Source organism: Novosphingobium olei (assembly GCF_037076535.1).
Lineage (GTDB): Bacteria > Pseudomonadota > Alphaproteobacteria > Sphingomonadales > Sphingomonadaceae > Novosphingobium > Novosphingobium olei.
On the sequence record NZ_AP029021.1, the window covers coordinates 2,044,141 to 2,057,993 of the forward strand.

General features: G+C 65.7%; 11 protein-coding genes and 2 tRNA genes. 9 read left to right on the top strand and 4 right to left on the bottom strand.

Going from position 1 to position 13,853, the window contains the following annotated elements; genetic code table 11:
* Positions 1-37: 37 nt before the first annotated feature.
* On the top strand, positions 38-634 hold the full coding sequence (locus AACH40_RS09605; protein ID WP_338642227.1) for a carboxymuconolactone decarboxylase family protein: 597 nt from the start codon (positions 38-40) through the stop codon (positions 632-634).
* Between the two features lie 10 nt (positions 635-644).
* On the opposite strand, the gene mutL is transcribed toward AACH40_RS09605, so the two are convergent.
* Positions 645-2,471 carry a DNA mismatch repair endonuclease MutL gene (gene mutL / locus AACH40_RS09610; protein WP_338642229.1) on the bottom strand — a complete coding sequence of 609 codons (1,827 nt, stop codon included), beginning with the start codon at positions 2,469-2,471 and terminating at the stop codon, positions 645-647.
* A 194-nt stretch (positions 2,472-2,665) separates the two neighbouring features.
* Between mutL and AACH40_RS09615 the strand changes: the two genes are divergently transcribed.
* The 8 genes from AACH40_RS09615 (at position 2,666) to AACH40_RS09650 (ending at position 9,191) form a co-directional block, all read left to right on the top strand.
* Positions 2,666-3,712 (top strand): rod shape-determining protein, encoded by a 1,047-nt coding sequence (locus AACH40_RS09615; RefSeq protein ID WP_169493551.1) that lies wholly within the window; start codon positions 2,666-2,668, stop codon positions 3,710-3,712.
* 82 nt (positions 3,713-3,794) lie between these two features.
* Positions 3,795-4,703, top strand: a complete 909-nt coding sequence (gene mreC / locus AACH40_RS09620) for a rod shape-determining protein MreC (RefSeq protein WP_338642230.1) — start codon at positions 3,795-3,797, stop codon at positions 4,701-4,703.
* Complete coding sequence (locus tag AACH40_RS09625; protein ID WP_338642232.1) at positions 4,700-5,251, top strand: rod shape-determining protein MreD; 552 nt, start codon at positions 4,700-4,702, stop codon at positions 5,249-5,251. The genes mreC and AACH40_RS09625 overlap by 4 nt, the downstream gene beginning before the upstream one ends.
* A 23-nt stretch (positions 5,252-5,274) precedes the next feature.
* Positions 5,275-7,353, top strand: coding sequence for a penicillin-binding protein 2 (gene mrdA / locus AACH40_RS09630; RefSeq protein WP_338646030.1), 2,079 nt, complete (start codon positions 5,275-5,277; stop codon positions 7,351-7,353).
* Between the two features lie 7 nt (positions 7,354-7,360).
* Positions 7,361-8,476 carry a rod shape-determining protein RodA gene (rodA, locus tag AACH40_RS09635; protein WP_338642234.1) on the top strand — a complete coding sequence of 372 codons (1,116 nt, stop codon included), beginning with the start codon at positions 7,361-7,363 and terminating at the stop codon, positions 8,474-8,476.
* Between the two features lie 84 nt (positions 8,477-8,560).
* Positions 8,561-8,636, top strand: a tRNA-Lys gene (locus AACH40_RS09640).
* A gap of 39 nt (positions 8,637-8,675) precedes the next feature.
* Positions 8,676-8,751 (top strand) — tRNA-Lys (locus AACH40_RS09645).
* Positions 8,752-8,849: 98 nt separating this feature from the next.
* The gene (locus AACH40_RS09650) at positions 8,850-9,191 is read left to right on the top strand and encodes a putative quinol monooxygenase (RefSeq protein ID WP_338642236.1); all 342 of its coding nucleotides are present in this window, start codon (positions 8,850-8,852) and stop codon (positions 9,189-9,191) included.
* Between the two features lie 189 nt (positions 9,192-9,380).
* Here AACH40_RS09650 and AACH40_RS09655 read toward each other — a convergent pair whose 3' ends face one another.
* The 3 genes from AACH40_RS09655 to AACH40_RS09665 form a co-directional block, all read right to left on the bottom strand.
* Positions 9,381-12,326, bottom strand: a complete 2,946-nt coding sequence (locus AACH40_RS09655) for a TonB-dependent receptor (protein WP_169492855.1) — start codon at positions 12,324-12,326, stop codon at positions 9,381-9,383.
* Positions 12,327-12,695: 369 nt separating this feature from the next.
* Entirely contained in the window at positions 12,696-13,235 is a 540-nt protein-coding gene (locus AACH40_RS09660; protein ID WP_338642238.1) for a DUF1254 domain-containing protein, read from the bottom strand.
* Positions 13,232-13,849 (bottom strand): DUF1214 domain-containing protein, encoded by a 618-nt coding sequence (locus AACH40_RS09665; RefSeq protein WP_338642239.1) that lies wholly within the window; start codon positions 13,847-13,849, stop codon positions 13,232-13,234. Before AACH40_RS09665 ends, AACH40_RS09660 begins: the two co-directional genes overlap by 4 nt.
* Between the last annotated feature and the right edge of the window lie 4 nt (positions 13,850-13,853).

The following is a 13,853-nucleotide window of genomic DNA, read 5'->3' on the forward strand; positions in this document are numbered from 1 at the left end:
ATCGAGGATACAAGAGAAGGTGGCAGGAGAGGCCCGCATGACCCGCATTTCGATGATCGAGCACGATGGCTGGAGCAAGGCGCTGCGCGACGCGACCAACCCGGACGCGATGACCCCGCTTGAGCGGGGCACCTTGCGGATCATGGCGCACAAGCCCGAAACGGCACTTGGCTTTGTCGGCTTTTTCGGCGCCCTTCGAGGCGAGCGCACGCTACCCGAACGGCTGACAGAGCTGATGCGCCTGCGCATTGCCTTCCACAACCAGTGCCGCAGCTGCATGGCAGTGCGCTACAGCGATGCCGCGGCGGACGGTGTCGACGAGGTCCTCGTCTGCTCGCTCGAGCGGCCGGCGGAAGCGGAAAACCTGACCGAGCGGGAAAAGCTGGCAATCGATTACGGCGAGCGGCTCGCAACCAACCATCTGTCGCTGGACGATGAATATCACGCGCGGCTGAAGAAGCATTTCACCGAGGCCGAGATCGTCGAGCTTGGCATCTTCGCCGCGCTTTGCGTCGGTTTCGGTCGACTGGGCGCGAGTTGGGATATGGTCGAGGAACTGCCCGAAGCGTTCCGTGCGCGCGAGGGCGGGCCGATTGCGCCTTGGGGTCAACGCGAAGTGGTGGGCGTGCGCTAAGCCGGGGCGCTTACTTGCGCCCGAACAGCTTCTCGATGTCGCCATGGGCGAGCTTCACCCACGTCGGCCGGCCGTGGTTGCATTGACCGGAGCGCGGAGTGACTTCCATCTCGCGCAGCAGGGCGTTCATTTCCGGCACCGACAGCTGCCGCCCCGCGCGCACCGAGCCGTGGCAGGCCATCGTCGCGAGCACGAGATCGAGCTTTTCTTCCAGCAGCAGCGCATCGCCGTGGCGGGCGAGATCGTCGGCCACATCGTTGACCAGCGCCGCGGGATCGCCCTTGGCGAGCGCGGCGGGAACGGCGCGCACCAGCACGGCGGCCGGACCGAACCGTTCGAGCAGCAGTCCGAAACGCGCAAGCTTGGGCGCGGCATCCTCGAGCCGGTCGGCAGCGAGTTCCTCCACCTCCACCACTTCGGGGATCAGCAGGGCCTGGCTGGGCGCCTCGCCCGCGCCCGCCCCGGCCGCGCGCAACCGTTCGAGCACCAGCCGTTCGTGCGCGGCATGCTGGTCGACCAGCACGAGCCCGTCGGCGGCTTCGGCGACGATGTAGGTGTTGGCGACCTGCCCGCGCGCGACGCCGAGCGGATGCTCCACCGCTTGCGGAACCGGCACCGATGCCTCCTCGGCGCGGGCCACCGGCGGCGCCATGACGATTGCCTCGTACCCGCGCCAGGCCTGGCCGGCTTCGGACAGACGCTGCGGCGCGGGGGCGAAGATGTTGCCTTGCACGGGCGCGCCTGGCGTGAATGTCGGCGTGCTGATCGGCTCGGAACGCCACGAAGCCATCGCGGCGGCATCGGGCGCCTGCGCGCTGCGCTTGTCCCCGGCGGCGAGCGCATGGCGCAGCCCGGAGACGATCAGCCCGCGCACCAGCTGCGGATCGCGAAAGCGGACCTCGGTCTTCGCCGGGTGCACGTTGACGTCGACTTCGCTTGGCGGAACGTCGAGGAACAGCGCCAGCACCGCGTGGCGATCACGCGCCAGCATGTCGGCATAGGCGCCGCGCACCGCGCCGACCATCAGCTTGTCCTTCACCGGGCGGCCATTGACGAACAGGTACTGGTGATCGGCCATGCCGCGATTGTAGGTCGGCAGGCCTGCAACGCCGCCGAGGCGATATTCCCCGCGCTCCAGGTCGACCGCGACCGCATTGTCCTTCAGTTCGCGCGCAACGAGCAGCGCGACGCGTGCCTCGAGACTGTCGCCCGGCTGGACCTGAAGCGCGCGGCGCCCGTCGTGTTCGAGCGTGAAGCCGATGTCGGGGCGCGCCATGGCGAGGCGACGCACGACGTCGAGGCTGGCCGCCCATTCGCTGCGCGCGGACCGCAGGAACTTGCGGCGCGCGGGGATCTTGCCGAACAGGTCTTCGACCCGCACCCGCGTGCCCGGCGGCAGCGCGGCAGGCCCTTCGGACAGGAGCGCGCCGTGATCGACCACGCGCTTCCAGGTCTCGCCGGTTTCGCGGCTGCGGCTTTCGATCGTCACCCTCGCGACCGAGGCAATCGAGGGTAGCGCCTCTCCGCGAAAGCCCAGGGTCGCCACCATCTCGATCGCTTCGTCCGGCAGCTTGCTGGTGGCATGGCGTTCGAGCGCGAGCGCGATTTCGTCGGCGCGCATGCCGCAGCCGTCGTCGGTCACCTCGATCAGCGCGAGGCCCCCTTCGCCGAGGCGCACGGTGATCGCCGAAGCGCCCGCATCGATCGCGTTCTCGACCAGTTCCTTGAGCGCGGAGGCTGGCCGCTCGACAACTTCGCCCGCCGCGATGCGGTTGACCAGCGTTTCGGGCAGGCGGCGAATGGTGCGGGATGGCAAGGCTTGCGGAGGCTGCGACATGGCTCCGAACAATCCTAGCGACGAGCGTGCGAAAATTCGAGACAAGCGGTGCGACTTATCCCCTTCGACCTCGCACAAAATATTGGGTTTTGCGCAGGGCTTGCGCTAATGAGCCGCCTTCGCTGGACGCTCACTTCTGGAGGGGGAAGCGCATTGCTTTTGCGCAAACCCCCTGATTCTCGACGGATTCCCTGATGGCTTCGATGTTTTCCCGATTCTTCAAGTTCGGTTCCCAGAACATTGCGATCGACCTCGGCACGGCCAATACGCTGGTTTACGTGCAAGATCGCGGCATTGTTCTGAATGAACCTTCCGTCGTCGCCATCGAAACATTGAATGGCATCAAGAAGGTCAAGGCGGTCGGTGACGACGCCAAGATGATGATGGGCAAGACGCCCGACAACATCGAGGCCATCCGCCCCTTGCGCGACGGTGTCATCGCCGACATCGAAGTCGCCGAGGCGATGATCAAGCACTTCATCCAGAAGGTGCACGGCAAGAAGAGCCTGCTGCGCTATCCCGAGATCGTGATCTGCGTGCCTTCGGGCTCGACCTCGGTCGAACGCCGCGCGATCCGCGATGCGGCCAGCAACGCCGGCGCCAGCCAGGTCTACCTGATCCTTGAACCGATGGCCGCCGCGATCGGCGCCGACATGCCGGTGACCGAGCCGGTCGGCTCGATGGTCGTCGACATCGGCGGCGGCACCACCGAAGTCGCGGTGCTTTCGCTGCGCGGTCTTGCCTATACCACCAGCGTGCGCGTCGGCGGCGACAAGATGGACGAAGCGATCGTTTCCTACGTCCGCCGCCACCACAACCTGCTGATCGGCGAAGCGACCGCCGAGCGCATCAAGAAGGATTACGGCATCGCCACTGTGCCTGCCGACGGCATTGGCGAGACGATCCACATCAAGGGCCGCGACCTGGTTAACGGCGTGCCCAAGGAAATCACGATCACCCAGGCCAACGTGGCTGAGGCGCTGTCCGAACCGATCGGCGCGATCGTCGAAGGCGTGCGCATCGCGCTGGAAAACACCGCGCCCGAACTGGCGGCCGACATCGTCGACCAGGGTATCGTGCTGACGGGCGGCGGCGCGCTGATCCGCGGGCTTGACGAACACCTGCGCGAAGAGACCGGCCTGCCGGTCTCCGTGGCCGAGGATCCGCTGTCCTGCGTCGCGCTTGGCACTGGACGTGCCATGGAAGATCCGATCTATCGCGGCGTGTTGATGACCGCGTAAACCGCAGGTTCAGTCGTCAGGGTGCGTTGCGTCTGGCAAGACCTGCGCGCCAGTCGGCGGCGGTGACGAAGGGGTGATGACAATGGCGCGGTCGCAGGACAGGCGCCCGGGCTTTTCGCGCAGGGCGCAAGTCGGGATCTTCACCGGCTACGTGGTCGCCGTGGCCGGCGTGCTGCTGGGCGCGGTGCTGCTTGTCGTGTCGCTGTTCAACCCCGGTGCCTTCTCGTTTGCGCGCGCCAGTGCCGCCGAGGTGGCGCGCCCGCTGGGCGTGGCCGGGGCGGAAACGCGCGTGGCGAGCCAGGGCATCTTCGCCGCGATCGGCGCCTATCTCAACGCCGGGCGCCAGAACGCCGAACTCAGCCGCGAAGTCGCCGCAGCCCGCGCCAATGCCGTGGCGATGCGCGCGATCGAAGCCGAGAACGGGCGGCTCAAGGTCTTGCTCGGCATTGCCGAAACCCAGCCCCGCCCCATTGCGGCGGCGCGGTTGATCGGCTCCACCGCATCCAGTTCGCGCCGTTTCGCGGTGCTTTCGGTCGGCAGTCGCCAAGGCGTCAGCAAGGGCCAGCCCGTTCGCGGAGGCGGCGGGCTTATCGGCCGGGTGATCGAGACCGGACCCGACACCGCTCGGATCCTGCTGGTCACCGATCCCGACAACGTGGTGCCCGTCCGACGCGCCAGCGATGGACTGCCGGGCTTCGTCCAGGGCGGCGCCAATGGACGCATCGACATTCGCCTGATCAATTCGGGCATCAACCCGCTGCACAAGGGCGATGTCTTCGTGACGTCGGGTTCGGGCGGCATCTATCCGCCGGGCATTCCGGTCGCGGTCGCCACCGAACCGCATCGCGATGGCGCGACCGGGCATCTCGCCAGCGATCCTTCGGACGCCGACTACGTGCTGGTCCTGCCGATGTATCAACCGACAGCGGTCAGCGCGCTGGAAGCCACCCAGAAGGCAGCCCCGCCCCCGCCCGAGGACGAAAAGCCGTGATCGGTGGCCGCTTCGCCGGCGGTGCCGCGCGGGTGCGCAACCCGATCAACCGGGCCCCGTCGCCGCTGCTGGCGGTAGGGCTGCCGTGGCTTGCGATCATGCTCGCCGCAATGGCCAGCTTTTCACCGATCATCGCGTCGGCCCCGGTGCTGCCGCCCCTATCCTTCATGATGCTGCTCGGCTGGCGCATGCTGCGCCCGACGCTTCTGCCGGTCTGGGCCGGCCTGCCGCTCGGCGCCTGGGACGACCTGTTCAGCGGGCAGCCGTTCGGCAGCGGCATCGTGCTGTTTTCCGGGGCGATGCTGGCCATGGAGGCGATCGACGCGCGCTTCCTGTGGCGCGGCTTTGCGCAGGACTGGCTGGCCGGCGCCGCCTTGCTCGCCGCCTATCTTCTGCTTTCGGCGGGCTTCGCCGGCCTTGCAGCCGGCTATCCGCTGCCCATGACGATCGGGCCGCAGCTTCTTCTTGCCGTGGTGCTGTTCCCGCCTGTCACCCGCATCGTCGCGGTGATCGACCGCCTGCGCCTGCTGCCGCTCAAGAGGATCTGACGCCGGTGAAGCAGAAGCTGCCGATGACCTCGGCAATCCTCACCAACAAGTTCGAACGCCGCACGTTCGTGCTCGGCACGGCGCAGGCGGCGGTGGGCGTGCTGCTCGCCACGCGTCTCGGCTACCTGTCGGTGGCGGAGAATGCCAAGTACCGCGCCGCTTCGGAAAGCAACCGCGTCAACCTGACGCTGATCCCGCCGCGGCGCGGCTGGGTGATCGACCGGCGCGGCGCTGCCCTGGCCGCCAATCGTGCCGATTTCCGCGTCGACCTGATTCCCGACCGGGTGGTCGATGCCGACGCCACGCTCGCCACGCTCGGGCCGCTGCTCGGCCTGACCGCCGACAAGGTCAGCGACATCAAGACCCGGCTGGACAAGGCGCGCGGATTCCAGCCGGTCGAAGTCGCTTCGAACCTCGATTGGGACAAGTTCGCTGCCGTCTCGGTGCGCCTGCCCGAACTGCCCGGGGTTATCCCGCAGCGTGGCTATTCGCGGTTCTATCCCACCGGTCCCTCGGTCGGCCACCTCGTCGGCTATGTCGGCCCCGCCTCGGCCGAGGACTACGAGCGCGAACGCAATCCGCTGCTCATCACGCCCGGCTTCAAGATCGGCAAGGATGGCCTTGAAAAGCACTTCGAGGAGCGCCTGCGCGGCGTTCCCGGCGCCCGCCGCGTCGAGGCGACGGCGTCGGGCCGCGTGGTGCGCGACCTTGGCACGCGCGAGGACGTGCCGGGCAAGCCGATCCAGCTGACCATCCGCGCCGGCCTGCAGGACTACGCCGCACGGCGCATCGGCCTCGAAAGCGGCTCGGTGGTGGTGATGGACTGCGCCACCGGCGATGTGCTGGCGATGGTTTCGATGCCCAGCTTCGATCCCAACTCGTTCAGCGACGGGATCGGCCGCATCGAATGGAAGATGCTGTCGGAGGACGACCACGTGCCCTTGCGCAACAAGGTGCTGCGCGGCCTCTATCCGCCGGGCTCGACCGTAAAGCCGATGGTGGCGCTCTCGTTCCTCGAAGCCGGGCTAGACCCCAATGCCAGCGTCGGCTGCGCCGGTGGCCTGCGCGTAGGCAATCGCGTGTTCCACTGCTGGAACCATCGCGGCCACGGCAGCGTCGACATGGCCAAGGGCATCTACCAGTCGTGCGACGTCTACTTCTACCATTTCGCGCAACAGATCGGCATGGACACGATCGCGAAGATGGCGCGCCGCCTCGGCCTCGGCCAGGAATTCGAGATGCCCTATCCTGGGCAGTCCTATGGCACCGTGCCCGATCCTGCGTGGAAGCTGCGCAAGTACAAGAAGGAGTGGGCGATCTACGACACCGTCAATGCAACGATCGGCCAGGGCTACATGCTGGTCAATCCGTTGCAGCAGGCGGTGATGGCTTCGCGCCTCGCCTCGGGACTTGAGTTGAAGCCGCGCCTGCTGCTCGATCGCAATGCGCCGCGCGCGCCGTCGATGGGCTTCAAGCAGGAACATCTCGACCTGATCCATTCGGCCATGAACGAGGTGGTGAACGGGCGCGGCACCGCGGGGCACGCCCGCCTGCCGCTCGCCAACGTGCAGATGGCGGGCAAGACCGGCACCGCGCAGGTCGTTGGGCTGAACATCGGCAACGGCAAGGGCGGCCAGTGGAAGCATCGCGACCACGGCCACTTCATCTGCTTCGCTCCATTCGACAAGCCGCGCTTTGCCTGTGCCGTCGTCATCGAGCACGGTGGCGGCAGCCCCGCCGCGTATCCCATCGCTCGCGATGTGATGACGTACCTTTTCGACCCGGCCAAGGCGATGGAAGCGCTCGAGGCATACGAAAAGCAGTGGGGCGGCGATGTGCGCACGCGGATGCGCGCCAAGTACGATGCCTATGCCGCCCGGTTCGGCGCCAGCGCGCCTGCCGCGCCGGACGAGGACCAGGCGGCGGAGGAAGTTGCGGCAGAAAACAAGCCTGCGCCCGAACCGACCGCGGCGCAGACCGATGCCGCCGCGCCCGCGCCCGAACCCGAACCTGCGCCAATCGTCGTCCCCTCGCCCGCAGCGCCCGCTGCTGCGCCCGGCGCCGGCGCCGCACCCGGCACAACGCCGCTGCCAGGGACCTGAGCCAACGATGCAGCGCGCCTATATCCCGCAGATCATCGCGCGGCAGCCCTGGCGGGTGATCCTGCCGCTGTTCGCGCTCGTCGTGTTCGGCAGCCTCGTGCTCTATTCGGCGGCCGGGGGAAACATCCGCCCCTGGGCCGGAATGCACGTTGCCCGCTTCATCGTTTTCCTGGTCATGGCCGCCACGATCGCGCGGGTGCCGCAGGAATGGTTCAAGCGCGCGGCGCTGCCGATCTACGTGATCCTGTGCGTCCTGCTGGTGCTCGTCGAACTGATCGGGGGGATTGGCGGCGGGAGCCAGCGGTGGCTGAACCTCGGCTTCATGACGCTCCAGCCTTCGGAACTGATGAAGCCCGGCATCGTGCTTGTGCTCGCCTGGTTCTACTCCGTGCTGCCCGTTGGCGAGATCAACGGCTGGCGCGCGATCGTGCCGGCGCTTCTGCTGCTGGGTTTCCCTGCAGGCCTCGTGATGCTGCAGCCCGACCTTGGCACCGGGCTTGCCATCAGCTTCGGTGCGGTGGTGATGATGTTCCTGGCAGGCCTTCCCTTGCGCCTGTTCATCGGGGGCGCGCTTGCTGGCGCGGTTGCGGCGCCGATCGCGTTCTTCACGCTGCTGCACGACTATCAGCGCAAGCGCGTGCTGGTGTTTCTCGATCCCGAAAGCGATCCGCTGGGTTCGGGCTACCACATCACCCAGTCGAAGATCGCGATCGGTTCGGGCGGCCTTCTCGGCAAGGGGTTCGGCAACGGCTCGCAAAGCCACCTCGATTACCTGCCCGAAGCGCACACCGACTTCGTGTTCGCGACGATGAGCGAGGAGTGGGGCATGATCGGCGGCCTGTTCGTGCTCGCCGTGTTCTTCCTCGTCTTCCGTTGGGGACTGAAGGTCGCAACCAACGCGCCCGACCGGTTCTCGCGCCTGCTGGCGGCGGGCATGGTCACGACGATTTTCTTCTACATGTGCATCAACCTGATGATGGTCATGGGCCTTGCGCCCGTGGTCGGAATTCCGCTGCCTTTCATGAGCCACGGCGGATCGTCGATGATGACCAACATGATCTGCATCGGCACGATCATGGCCGTGGACCGCTGGTCGCGCCGTGGCAGCACCGGGCTGCTGTAGAAAACTTTCAATTTCCCCCTTGGCAGGCGCGCCAGAATCGTTATGGGGGCGGCTCCCCGGCGCACCAACGCCGAGACGGGATATGGACGCATAGCTCAGTTGGTAGAGCAGCTGACTCTTAATCAGCGGGTCCTAGGTTCGAGCCCTAGTGCGTCCACCATCCCTTCCTGCCCCAAGGCAGCCATCCCGATCGGGATACGGACGCATAGCTCAGTTGGTAGAGCAGCTGACTCTTAATCAGCGGGTCCTAGGTTCGAGCCCTAGTGCGTCCACCACCCTTCCCCAGCCCTGACGAAAAGATGCGGTTCGCGCGGTCGCATCGAGGTCTATCGCCGTGGCCCGGCACAGCGCCGCAGCGAGAGGAGCCAAGGCTATGGAACGTATCACCCTGTGGGGCTGGATCGACTTCGAGGGGAAGGACGCTAGCGCGATCGTGCGAGGCGCCACGCACCTGATCGCGCCGACCTATACCGAACAGGGCTGCGTCCACTACGTCTGGACGGCAGACCCGGTGCAGACCCATCGCGTCTGGGTGTTCGAGGAATGGGAGCGCGTCGAAGATCTTCAGGCGCATCTCGACGGATCGCTCTACCGCGACATGGCCGGATACCTCGCCGATGCCGGCATGACCGGGGCCGAGGTCAACAAGTACCGCGTCGACCTCAAGCAGCCGGTGTATGACGGATCGGGCCTGCCCCAAGCCGCTTTTACCTGAGAACGACGCGCCGATGCCCTGAAGGCCCGGGGAGGCGGCGGCACCGCCCTTGCGATATATGAAGCCGCCATCCCGCAGGCACTCTGCCTTGTTGCTCCAGCATGCAAATAAAAGCGCCGGAGGTTGCCCCCCGGCGCCAGTTCATCCGGTCCCGTGGCTGGACCGGCCCCTGTTATCCCTGTGTCACGCTCAGAAGCGGAAGCCCGCGGCGACGCCGTAGCGACGCGGTTCCAGCGTGAAGATGTTGGTGAACAGACCCGACGACTGGTCGGTCACGTACAGACCGGTGATCGAGTTGTTGTTGGTGAGGTTCTGGACGAAGCCGCGGATGAACCACTTCTTGTCCGGCCCGTCGAGCTGGATCTGGGCATTCACCTGGGTGAAGGCCGGAACCTTGTTGACGTTGCCGTTGAAGATGTTGCCGTAGGATTCGCCGGTGAAGGCAAGGTCCGCACGCGGCGTCAGGGTCAGATCGCCGATGTGGAAGTCATACTGCACGCCCGCCGAGAACTTGATCGTCGGAGCGCCCGGCAGATGGTTGCCCTTCACGCTGCTGGGCACGCCAGAGCCGTAGAACACGACGTCGTCGGGCTTGGGCACAACCCCGCCAACCCCGCTGGCGATGGCGCTACACACCGAGAACGCCCCGGTCGAAGCGATGCCACCGTTCGACGGGAAGGTCGTGGTGTGCTGCAGACCCGCGCCGGTTGCCGCGCTGAGCACGTCGTTGACGGCATTGACGTAGGCGTTGGTGATCGCGGCGTTGCCGGACTTCGAGGCGACCGCGCAGTTTGCAGCCGTCGTCAGGTCCTTGATGATCACCGCGTCCGCACGACCGCCACCGTAATCGCGCGAGTTCGAGATCGGCTTGTCGGTCGTCACCTTGGTGTTCAGGTAGCTGAAGTTGGCGTTGATCGACATGTCGCGGCTGGGACGGAACACCGCCTCGGCTTCGACACCCCAGATATCGGCATCGATGTTGTCGTTCACCGACGTGCGGTTGACGATGCGCGACAGCTGCAGCTGCTTGTACTTGTAGTAGAACGCCGTGACGTTCAGCTGCATCGCACCGTTGGCGAACGTGTTCTTCGAACCGATTTCGAAGGCGTTGACGCTTTCCGGCTTGAAGGTTTCGGGAACCTGCGCCGCAACTTCAGCCGACAGCGGCGGGTTGATACCGCCCGACTTGTAACCGCGCGAGTACGAAGCGTAGAGCAGGTTGTCCGGCGTGATCTGGAAATCAAGCACGGCGCGACCGGTCAGACGCGTGAACTTGACCTGGCGCTCCTGGAAGCGCTGCACGCCCGGGTTCGAAGCCGACGGATCCCCGTCGAAGCCCGCAGCATACGGCGAATCGTCGAAGTTGGCCGTGCCATAGGGGACCAGCGCGCTGAGCAGCGTGGTGGCGGCCCGGTTCTTCTTGTCGTCGTGGTTGAGACGCAGACCGACGGTCAGCTTAACCTTGTCGCTGAACTTGACGTAGCCTTCACCGAACAGACCGTAGCTCTTGAGGCGCAGGTCGGTGGAGTCCGAATGGAAGTTAGGAGAGCCCATATACGACGGCGGAAGCCCACGGAAATAGGCCGTTGCCGCACCCAGCAGGGCGCTCGCATAGTCAAGCTGGAACGAGTTGACGTAGTAGCTCGCATCCGTGACGTGCGCCTGCGAATAGATGCCGCCCAGAAGGAAGTTGAACGGACCGTCGAAATCCGAGGTCAGCACCGCTTCCGCCGACCACTGCGAAGTATCGAGCGTCGAGCGGTCGAAGTCTTCCGGAGTAGACGCGCAGAGCGCATGTCCACCATAGACGCCGGTGTTGCTCGGATCGCCGAGCGACGTGCAATACGTGCCGCCGGCAAGGCCCTTGGGCAGAAGCGCGTTGTAGGCCGGCTTGATGTAGTTCGAGAAGCCCGGCAGGAAGCCGTCATAGGCACCCAGTGCAGCCGCCTCGAAGCGGGCAAGGCCGGCTGCGTAGACCGATGCATCGCCAACCGACAGGTTGTAATCCTGACCGGAGTCGTTCTTGACCTTCGAATACTGCCCGGTGATGCGCAGGTTGAACTTGTCACCCAGCTTCTGGTTGATGCGGCCCTGAAGGATCAGTTCCTCAGCCTTGTAGTAGGGCTTGTAATCGGTGTTTACCACGCGCGGGTCGGTCGGATTGACCACGTTCTGGTAGATGTTCTTACCATAAACGTCAGTCAGTCCGAGGCCGAGACTGCTAAGACCGTTCAGCGCCAGGAACTGCTTCGAAATGAGGATCGAACCGGCGGTCGAATTGGCGTTGGTCGTGCCATAGCCGTACGAGGTGTTAAGGCAGCCGAGAATGCCCGTCGGATCGTTATCGCACAACTGCTTCTGAATGCGCAGGCGGTTGTCGTTTTCCTTGAAGTACTGCGCCATGAAGTCGACCGTGGTGGTCGGCGTCGGCTCCCAGGTGACCGAGCCGCGAAGGCCGAACATGTGGCGATCGTCGATGCGGCTGTTGTCGTACAGGTTCTTGGTATAGCCGTCGCGGTCCAGATAGAACCCGGCAAGGCGCACGCCGAAGGTGTCGGACAGCGGCACGTTGAGCGCGCCCTTCACCTTGATCGAGTTGTAGTTGCCGTATTCCGCCTCGCCATTGGCGCCGAACTTGTTGAGATCGGGCTTGGCGGTGCGGAAATTGACCACGCCCGACGTCGCGTTGCGCCCGAACAGCGTTCCCTGCGGACCACGCAGGACTTCGATCTGCGCGAGGTCGTAGAATTCGCCCTCGAACAGACGGGTCGAACCGCCGAGCGGGGCGTCGTTGAGGTGGATGGCGGTCGCGCTGTCGCAGGTGACGCCGACGCAAAGGTCGCCGATGCCGCGGATGGTGAAAGAGGCGGACGAGAAGTTGGTCTTGGTGAACGTGACGTTCGGCAGGGTCAGCTGAAGATCGCTGGTATTCTTGATCTGCTGCTTTTCGATGCCTTCGGCAGTGAACGCACTGACCGCGATCGGAACATCCTGAAGGCGCTGCGACTGGCGCTGCGCGGTAACGATGATTTCCTCGACCCCCGAACTCGCGCCCGCCTGGGCCGATTGCGCGAATGACGGAGTGGTAACGGCTGCGGCGCACACGCCCGCAAGCAGGGTAAGCTTGCCCCTCATCTTTCTGACCTCTCTCTCCAGCGGGGCCCGTCTTTTTCGCAGGTCCCCTGCCGCAAAGACATATTGAGACGGGCAACTTGTCAACCGGATAATTAACACGAAAGTGTTCCGTAGCGGCAGGAGCTTCACGCCCTTCGCGACTTTGGTCGGAATACCCTCACAGATCAGATAAAATTCACCCGGACTTCGCCCTCCACCAAGGGAAGTTTCGACCCCGATCCGTGAGTCGATGATCCGTTAGTCCCCGTAGATCGCACGAGTCGAACGACTCGTGGCGGTCGGGGACGGCGGCGTCTGGTCCGGGTGGCGCACAAGCGACGTGAAAACACGGCGCACTTCAGCGCATGCCGCGCGCGCTGTGTTCTCTGTCTAGCGCAGCGGCGCGCACGAATCCGCACGCCGCGCCTTGTCGGCCAAGGCAAAGGTTTCCGCCGTCGGGGCCAGACGCCGGTCGAGGATGACCCCTTGGCGCGAAGACGAGAGCACGACGGGCAAAGCGAGCCTGACGGCTGCATCGGGCAGCGGCTCGCCGGCACGTGCCAGCACGAACCGGATGCCGTCGGGATGGCTGATCGTATCGAATACCCCGATGTTGTCGGTGTTGCCGGCAAAGACCGAGATCGACGCGTAACCCCCGCCGGGAGTCGGTGCCGCCTTCACCAGCAGCGGACCGCTATCGAGGTCGTAGACGCAACTGGCGTAGGCAAGGTCGGGCGAAGGCCGGACGATGGCGCGCGACTGCGAGCTTGTCCGACGCGAGAACTGGAACGCGTTAACCGCCTTGCCATCCTGTCCCAGCTTGCGGATCGCCACCGCCATGATCGCGTGCGGCGCGACGAACACCGTGATCACATGAACGGCAAGCGCCGTCGCCAGGAAGGCCGCGACGAGGATCAGCGCGCGTTTCATGTCCCCGCCCCCTTGCCGCAATCGATCCGCTCCACCTTGGGGAACGGAATCGAGGCGAAGTCACCCTGTGCCTTGAGGCTCGGATTGTAGATCCGCAGCGTCAGGTCGAAATTCCCGGCATTGCGGCTCGATGCCCAGGCGCCCTCGCCCGGCTTTGCCGGCGACACGGTTGCGCTCCACCTGCCCTTCGCATCGGGTCGAACCTCGGTCGCATCGAACGAGAGCGCATCGTCGTCATTGAGCGGCAGGTAATCGTCGGCCGCATAGACCGTCACCGACCACCATCGCCCGGGCAAGGCGCCACCGCTGACGCGGTACCGGCAGTCTGCCCGGAGGCGCGCGCCGCTGTCGTCGACGTCGCGCCGGAAATAGATCGCCTGGCTGCGGTTGAGCGCGAGCAGCCCGGTCAGCGCGACCTGGGCCCGCGTCCAGGGATCGGCATCGGTGGCGCCCGTCACGCGGTTGCCGGCCCAGTGCGCATGCAACTCGCCGCCAGAGCCGTGCTTCATCACCCACCAGGTCGAGCCGAGCCCGGCCACCACGCCGAGCCCGATGGCCAGCAGCAGCGGTCCACGCCGCGCCCCTGCCCTGCGCTTGTGCCGACCCCGCGCCAAGGCT

Bases quoted from the DNA above. Each gene is read 5' to 3' on its own strand.
- AACH40_RS09650 (WP_338642236.1), top strand. From the start codon at position 8,850: ATGGAACGTATCACCCTGTGGGGCTGGATCGACTTCGAGGGGAAGGAC.
- AACH40_RS09655 (WP_169492855.1), bottom strand. From the start codon at position 12,326: ATGAGGGGCAAGCTTACCCTGCTTGCGGGCGTGTGCGCCGCAGCCGTT.
- mutL (WP_338642229.1), bottom strand. From the start codon at position 2,471: ATGTCGCAGCCTCCGCAAGCCTTGCCATCCCGCACCATTCGCCGCCTG.
- rodA (WP_338642234.1), top strand. From the start codon at position 7,361: ATGCAGCGCGCCTATATCCCGCAGATCATCGCGCGGCAGCCCTGGCGG.
- mrdA (WP_338646030.1), top strand. From the start codon at position 5,275: ATGACCTCGGCAATCCTCACCAACAAGTTCGAACGCCGCACGTTCGTG.
- AACH40_RS09615 (WP_169493551.1), top strand. From the start codon at position 2,666: ATGGCTTCGATGTTTTCCCGATTCTTCAAGTTCGGTTCCCAGAACATT.
- mreC (WP_338642230.1), top strand. From the start codon at position 3,795: ATGGCGCGGTCGCAGGACAGGCGCCCGGGCTTTTCGCGCAGGGCGCAA.
- AACH40_RS09605 (WP_338642227.1), top strand. From the start codon at position 38: ATGACCCGCATTTCGATGATCGAGCACGATGGCTGGAGCAAGGCGCTG.
- AACH40_RS09660 (WP_338642238.1), bottom strand. From the start codon at position 13,235: ATGAAACGCGCGCTGATCCTCGTCGCGGCCTTCCTGGCGACGGCGCTT.